Genomic DNA, 6,291 nt, shown 5'->3' on the forward strand with positions numbered 1-6,291 from the left:
TCCTCGGGACCGAAGTCGTACCCCTCCTCGCACGCGGCCAGCAGACTCAGCACATTGCCGTGAGAGACCTGCACGCCCTTCGGCCGGCCCGTGGTACCGGAGGTGAAGATGATGTACGCCCGTGTGTCCCGGCCGATGGCGACGCCGGGTTCCTCCTCCGCGGCGGGCTCCGGCAGCGGATCGTCCACGAACACCGCAGGCACACCGTCGGGTACTTGTCCGGCGAGGGACCGGGAGGTGATCACGGCTGCGGGCTCCGCGTCCTCGACGATCAGCTCCAGACGGGCACGCGGCGTCTGCGGATCCAGGGGCACATACGACGATCCCGTGCGCGTCACCGCGAGCGCCGCCGCCACCATCCACGCAGACCGCTCCAGGAGAATGCCCACCGGCTGCCCCGGATCTGACGCAACCGCGCCCAACGCTACCGCCAACTGGCGTGCTTTCGCGTCTAGTTGATGGTACGTCCAGCTCCGCTCCTCGTCCTGGACAGCGACCCGGTCCGGGAACCGGGCCGCTGCCGAGGCGAACGCCTCCGTCAGATGACCGGCCCGGTCCGCGAGGGAGTCGGGGCGTGCGGTGCCGGTCGCCGAAAGGGGCTGCGGGGCGCTTGGCCGGCCGCGCAGCGCGACGCGCCGCCGGAGCAGTTCCGAACGGTCCTTCTTCATCGATTCATCCTTCGCTTGCGTCACGCGCGTCCGGCAGGTCAGAGGCTGAGCAGCAACGACGGCAGAAGTCCCTGTGCCTCCGCCCTGTCGACGAAGTCCGGCCAGTGCGGGGAGTCGGCCACCGTGGCCGCCTCCGCCGTGTTGCCGAAGTCCAGCCGGTCGCCACTGAGTTCGGCCCAGATCCGGGTGAGTTCCGCGCGTTCCTCCGCGGTGGCCAGCGGTACTGTCCCCAGGCTCCGGTCCGGCTCGTCCAGGAAGACGTCGAGGACCCTGGCGACGGCGTCGACCAGTCGCTCCACGGTGGCTTCGGTGAAGAGGGTGGAGTCGTACTGGACGTCGAGGCGCAGTCGGTCCCCTTCCAGGAAGCGGAAGAGCAGGTCGAACAGGCTGGTCTGCGGGGGCATCTGCTCCAGGGTGGCGGTCAGTCCCGGCAACTGCCGCAGTTCCATCGGGTAGTTGTCCACGGTGACGATCACCTGGACCAGCGGAGGCAGGCCGGGCCGACGGGCCACGTCCGCCGTTCTGACGATCTCCTGGAAGGGCGTCAGCTGGTGCTCCAGAGCGGTCAGCGCACTCGCCGTGACGGATTCGAGGAGGTCGGTCGCGGTGTGGTCCGGGTCCACCTGGTAGCGGCAGGGCAGGGTGTTGGTGAAGAAACCGAGCAGGTGCTCCGTGCCGGGGACGGCGCGGCCGGCCACGCCGGTGCCGAGCACCACGTCGGACTGCTGGGCGAAGCGTGCCATGACGACCGCGGTGGCCGCCTGGACGAGCATGAAGAGGGTGGTACGCCGCGCCCGGGTGAGGTCGGCGAGGCGCCGGGTGGCGTCCTCGTCCCATGTCCGGGTGACGTATCCGGGGGTGCGTGAGCGGTCCTGGGTGCGTTCGTGGTCGGTCACCAGAGGGAGTTCTCCCGGGTAGCCGTCCAGGTAGGAGCGCCAGAAGGCGCGCTCCTGGTCTGCGGAGGACTCCAGGCGCTCCTGCTGCCAGACCGCGTAGTCGCCGTACTGGACGGTGAGTTCGGGCAGCCGCGGCGGGCGTCCCTCCTGGTGGGCCAGGTACGCCTCGGTGATCTCCCTGACGGCGACGTCGATCGACCAGCCGTCGGAAATCACATGGTGGCTGCTCCACTCCAGGATGTGCTCGGTGGCGGAGAAGGTGTACAGCCGGATCACCGCCAGCGGCCCGCTCTCCAGGTCGTAGCGGCGATCGGCGGCACGCTGCCAGACGTAGTTCTTCCGCGCCGCGAAGTCCGTGATGTCGGCGGTCACTTCCTCCACCTCAAGGCGGACTCGTGCCTCGGGCGACGGAGCCTGATGGGGGACGCCGTCCCTGACGACGAAGCGGACGGAGAGGGTCTCGTGACGGTCCACGAGGGTGTCCACCGCATACCGGAGGGAGTCGACGTCGACGCGGCCGGAGAGGCGCAGCAGGGAGACGCCCTCGTAGGAGCGGTCGTCGGGGTCGACCTGGCTGAGGAACCACAGGCTGGCCTGGTTGCCGGCGAGCGGAAGCTCCACCGTGCCCTCCGGCCGCCGGGGGATCGTGACGGCGCCGAGGGAGGCGGGCCGGTCCATGTCGGTGCCGGCCTCGTAGAGGGCCGCCAGCGCGCGGGGTGTCGGGTTCTCGAAAAGCGTGCGCAGCGGGAGGTCCACGCCGAACCGGTCGCGCAGCCGGGCCATCACCTGGGTGGCGTGCAGCGAGTGTCCGCCGAGGTCGAAGAAGTCCGTGGTCGCGCCGGGGCGGTGCTCCAGACGAAGGACGGACGCCCAGGTGTCGCACACCGCGGCCTCGGTGGGCGTGGCGGGTTCTTCCGTCTGCTCCGTCGGCGCCGTGACCAGCGAGCCGACGTCCCAGGTGGCGAGCACCTTGGTGTCGACCTTCCCGTTGGTGTTGCGCGGGAGTTCGTCCAGGCGTATGAGGAAGTCCGGGACGGCATAGCGAGGCAGCACCTTGGCCAGGCGGTCACGGACGTCGGACGGGGCGACGTCCAGGCGGAGCACCGGCGCGTCCTGCGTCGGAGGAGCGCCGTCGCCCGCCGTGCCTTCGGCGACCTCGGGCACGTAGAAGGCCACGAGTTGTTTGCCGCGACCCTCGTCGAAGGTGCGGGCGAGGACCGCGCTCTCCTGGAGGTCGTCGAGTCCGGCCAGGGCGGCCTCGATCTCGCCGAGTTCGACCCGCTGGCCGCGGATCTTCAGCTGGCTGTCGATGCGGCCGAGGAACTCGTAGCCGCCGTCGGCGAGTTGGCGGGCGCGGTCGCCGGTGCGGTACGCCAGAACCCGGGGGTCGTCGGCGAACGGGTCGGGCACGAACGACTTGGCGGTGCGCTCGGGGTCGTTGAGGTAGCCGGCGCCGACGACGAGGCCGCCCACGTACAGCTCTCCCGGGGTTCCGACGGGAACCGGTTCCCGGTTGTCGTCGAGGACGTAGACGGCGCTGTTGCGGATCGGCCGGCCGAGCTGGACCGAGGCGATCCGCTCGTCGACATCCTCGACGACCTCGTAGTGCGTGACGTCGTCGGAGAGTTCGGTGGCTCCCCACATGTTGAGAAAGCGCACCTTGGGCAGGAGCCGACGGAAGGTGTTGACGGTCTTGGGCGCCAGTGCCTCGCCGGCGCAGACGACCCAGCGCAGTGCGAGGCCGGGGAAGGCGTCCACGCCGTAGTAGGTGAGTTCCGCGTTGATCACGCTGAGGACCGACGGTGAGACCTCCAGGATCGTGACGCCGTCCTCGGCGAGTGCGCGCAGCAGCCGGGGCGGGTCCTGGCTGACGGCATCCGGGTAGATCACCGTGGCCCCGCCGACACCGAGCGGCGCCAGCATCTGCCACACCGAGATGTCGAAGGTGGCGGCGGCGTCCTGCGACACCAGGTCACCGGCGGCGATGTCGAGCGCTTCGACCTTGGCCTCGATGTGGTTGAGCATTCCGTCGTGCCGGATCAGCGCGCCCTTCGGTTCTCCGGTGGATCCGGAGGTGAAGGTGACGTAGGCGCTGTCCCGCCCGGACGGCACCGGGCCGGCGTACGGCTCAAGGCCCACGGCCTCGGCGAGCACCGTCCGCAGGTCGAGCACGGGGATCGGAGAGGCTTCGCCGGCCGCCTCGACGGCTGCGGCGGTCAGCGTCTCGGTGAAGGTCTCACCACTGAGCAGCAGGGTGGCCTCGCTGGTGCGCAGCATGCTGGCGACGCGCCGGACGGGGCCGCCCGGCAGGGGCAGATACACCGCGCCGGTGCGCATGACGGCCATGGCAGCGGTCAGGAAGTCGAGGTCGCGGCCCGCGCCCAGACCGATCACCGTACCGGGCCCCGCTCCCAGTTCGATCAGCCGGGTGGCCAGTCCCCCGACCCGGTCGGCCAACTCCCGGTAGTCGAGGGTCTGTTCGCCGCACACGGCGGCGATCTTCTCCGGGTGTGCGGCGACGGCCTGCTCGAACACCTGGAACCAGCCGTCCGCGGACAGGGGTTGTGGCGTGGGGTCACCGAAACCGGCCAGCAGCTCCCGCCACTCCTCCTCGCCCAGCAGTTCGCGCCGGGTGGGCACCCGGTGCGCCCCGGCCACGATGCTCTCCAGCACGCTGCGGTACAGCCGCGCGATCCGTCGTAGCTGCTGCTCGGAGACCCGTTCCAGGTTCCCTTCCAGGTCCAGGGCGAGCAGTCCGCTGAAGGGGTCCCGGTTGAACTCGGCGCGGAGCGTGTAATTGGTGTGGATGTACGCCTTGGCGTCCAGGACCTCCAGGTCGGTGGCCGCCGCGAGCCGCTGGTAGGCGTGGAAGTGGGTGTAGTTGAAGCTGATGTCGGTCAGCTCCCGTATCCCGACCAGCCGCTGGATCTCCGCGAGGGGGTAGCGCCGCACCGGCAGCAGCGCCGTTTCCTTCTCCAGGGCCGCGCGGATCAGGTCGTTCCAGGGCATGGCCCCGCTGTGCAGCCGGTAGGGAACCATGTTGAGGTGCAGGCCGAAGACCTCCGTGCCGCCGTCGTCCTCGGAGCGGCCGTTGGACATGACCGACAGGACGACGTCGTCGCGCCCGGTCAGCGTGGAGACCGCCCGGGCATGGGCGGCGATCAGCACATGGCGGACGGTGACTCCGCAGGACCGGGCCACCTGGTCGAGGCCGTCCGAGAGTTCCGGGGGGATGTCCACGCTGAGGAAGCCCATCGTTCCCTCGTGGACGTCCAGGGCTCCGTCGACCAGTCGCGGCATGAGCGTCGGCTCCACGCCCTCCAGTTCGGCGGCCCAGAAGGTCCGGACGTCCGGGTCGCCCAGCGTCCGTTGCTCCAGGGCGATGAAGTCGGCGTAGCGGCGCGCGGTGCGGGGAGCGGTCTCCTTCTCCTGTCCGTGCTTGATGGCCCAGTAGTCGCTGAGGAGTTCGGTCATCAGTGAGGCTTCGCTCCACCCGTCGAGCAGGGAGTCGTGGAAGCTCATGGAGAACAGGAATTCCTGCTCGCCCAGGACATGGGTGTGGAACCGGGAGAGCGGCGGTTTCGCCCAGTCGTAGCGGACGCGTTCCTCGCGGGCGTGCCACGCCTGAAGCTCCGCTTCCTGCTCCTCGGCCGGAAGGTGCTTCAGGTCGGTGGCGGTCAGTTCGACGGTGGCGGTCCGGTGCACCAGTTGCAGCGGCTCGGAGTAGCCGGTGAGGTCGAAGGAGGTGCGGAGGATGTCGTGGCGGTCCACGGTCCGGGCGATGGCCCGTTCCATGGCGGCGTGGTCGTAGGCGTCCTTGAGCCGGAACGAGAACACGTCGCAGTACATGTTGACGTCGGTGAGGTAGGCACTGTGGAAGAGAAGACCGGCCTGCAGGGTCCCCACGGGGTAGGCGTCCTCGATCCCCGAGGTGGCCGAGATCCGTTCCAGGTCCTCGGGGGTGAGCAGGCTGAACGGTGCGACGGGTTCCTCGGCGGTCGGCGACTGATCGGCGACGGCGGCGAGGGCCTTCGGCGTCTGCAGCGCGTAGATGTCGGCGAGGTCCAGGGTCATGCCGCGCTTCTCGGCGTTCGCGCGCAGCTTGAGCGCCAGAATGGAGTCGCCGCCCACGCTGAAGAAGGAGTCGTTCCCGGTCACTCCCTGGACGCCCAGAACGTCCTCGTAGAGAGCGACGATCGCACGGACGGTGGATTCGGCGCCGGTATCCGACGCGTCGTCACCGGGAAGGGCGGGCGGGGTGCTCTCCCGGAGGCTGCCGGCCACCGTCGGGGTGGGCAGCGCGGCCTTGTCGATCTTGCCGTTGTGGTTGACGGGAAGGGCGTCGACCGGGACGACGAAGGCGGGGATCATGTAGTGCGGCAGGCGGTGCCGGAGGTGGGCGAAGAGCTGGTCCGGGTCGAGGTCGTCCCCTGCGACGATGTAGGCGACGATGCGGGGCGTGCTGTCCGCGGTTCCGGCGCGAGGCCGGTCGCCGCCCCTGACCAGGTCCCGGATGTGGGTGATCTCGCCGGACACGAACCGTTCCTTCACCACCGGGCTCGCCGGTGTCTTCGGTGCGGCGGCGATGACGGCGGCCTGGCGTACGCCGGGAACGTCGGTCAGCGCGGAGCGGATCTCGCCGAGTTCGATGCGGAAGCCGCGGATCTTGACCTGGTCGTCCTTGCGGCCCCGGTACTCGTACTCGCCCGTGGAAGTGAGCCGGGCCA

The 6,291-nt window shown here is 70.0% G+C and carries 2 protein-coding genes; both read right to left on the reverse strand.

Annotation, left to right across the window (positions count from 1 at the left end):
* Nucleotides 1-668, reverse strand: a 668-nt coding sequence (locus tag ACFY9I_RS42005; RefSeq protein ID WP_391012673.1) for an AMP-binding protein, incomplete at its 3' end; no start/stop codon positions are given.
* Between the two features lie 38 nt (nt 669-706).
* On the reverse strand, nt 707-6,291 hold a 5,585-nt coding region (locus tag ACFY9I_RS42010; RefSeq protein ID WP_391012676.1), incomplete at its 5' end, for an amino acid adenylation domain-containing protein.

The organism is Streptomyces sp. NPDC012510 (assembly GCF_042955065.1).
Taxonomy (GTDB): domain Bacteria; phylum Actinomycetota; class Actinomycetes; order Streptomycetales; family Streptomycetaceae; genus Streptomyces.